The organism is Streptomyces sp. NPDC002896, assembly GCF_040295225.1.
GTDB lineage: Bacteria > Actinomycetota > Actinomycetes > Streptomycetales > Streptomycetaceae > Streptomyces.
Map to the genome: position 1 here is coordinate 1 of NZ_JBEOVA010000100.1, position 1,412 is coordinate 1,412.

1 protein-coding gene is annotated in these 1,412 nt (G+C 66.4%); it reads right to left on the reverse strand.

Annotation, left to right across the window (positions count from 1 at the left end):
- Positions 1 to 166: 166 nt before the first annotated feature.
- Entirely contained in the window at positions 167 to 1,351 is a 1,185-nt protein-coding gene (locus ABT009_RS47355; protein WP_351309677.1) for an IS701 family transposase, read from the reverse strand.
- Positions 1,352 to 1,412: the final 61 nt, after the last annotated feature.

Consider the following 1,412-nt stretch of genomic DNA (forward strand, 5'->3'; position numbering starts at 1 on the left):
CTAGTACTGCAACGGTGCTTGTTCTGAGTGCTGGGCAGTTTTCAGGGGCTGTGTCCGCGTCGTTTGTAGTGGCTGATGCGGGCTTGATGCTGGCGTCGTCGTCGCCAGTGTGACCAGTGCAGGATGTCGTCGACCGGGGCGGGGCGACGGTCGGTGAGGCGGGTGATCAGGCGTCTGATCTCGGCGAGGCTGAGGTGGATGAGCTGGGAGGATCCGTTTCTGCTTTGTCCGTGTCCAGCTCTCGGGCCCGCAGGACGGTCAGGCAGGCGTGGGCGGCCATGGCCAGGGTCATGTGGCGGTGCCAGCCCGGGTAGCGGCGGACTTGGTAGTCGTCCAGGCCGCATTCCTGCTTCGCGGTCTGGAAGCATTCCTCAACAGCCCATCGGCTGCCCGCGACGCGGATCAGCTCGTCCAGCGTGGTGTCGGCCGGACAGTAGGCGATGTAGTAGGAGATCTCCTCGGGCCTGCTCACGCTGCGGCGGGCGAGAACCCAGTGTCGGCGGTCCTCGCGGTGCCAGGGCCTCACCTCGACGCGGGCCCAGTCGAAGATCCGCCGCCCGTGAGCTCCCTGCCCGCAGGAGCGGCGTTTCCACTTCTGCCGTGGCAGGCCGGGAAACAGTTCGTGCACGGGGTGGTCGATGGACCAGCGGGTGACGACGGTGTCGTGGCGGGTGGTGGCCATGACGTGGAAGACATCGGCCTGCTCCAGCTCGAACCGCCAGCCTTTGCTGTAGCCGTAGGCGGCGTCCGCCGTCACCCAGCCGAACGGTATGCGGTCAGCGATGGCCCGGCGGACCATCGCCTTGGCCATGGCCACCTTCGTCTCGAAGGCGACCGTGTCGTCGATACCCGCCCGGCGGCAGCGATCCCGGTCGTCCGTCCAGGAGGTGGGCAGATACAGCCGTCGGTCGATCAGCGTGCGTCCGCGGCCGGTGGCATAGGCGAGGAACACACCGATCTGGCAGTTCTCCGTGCGTCCCGCAGTGCCGGAGTACTGCCTTTGCACCCCGGCCGAGCGGATGCCCTTCTTCAGGAAACCGGTGTCATCGACGATCAGGACGGCTTCTCGGTCGCCGAGGTGATCCACGACGTAGTCGCGTACGTCGTTCAGGACCTCGTCGGCGTCCCACTCGATCCGGTTCAGCAACCGGTGGATGCGATCGGGACCCTCGTGCCCGGCTTCCTCCGCCAGCGTCCAGCCGTTCTTCCGCTCCAGCGGCGCGACCAGTCCTCGCATGTAAGCGAGTGCTGACTGGCGCGGCTCTTCCCGGTTGAACCGGTGCACGAACTGGTCATGCAGAGCGTCCAGTTCACCGGCCCACAGCCTGACATCAGCAAGGTCCCCACCCATGACCACACCAACGACTGAGCTGGCCAGCAGTCACGGCAAGCACCGTTGCAGTACTAGGGCG

Bases quoted from the DNA above. Each gene is read 5' to 3' on its own strand.
- ABT009_RS47355 (WP_351309677.1), bottom strand. From the start codon at position 1,351: ATGGGTGGGGACCTTGCTGATGTCAGGCTGTGGGCCGGTGAACTGGAC.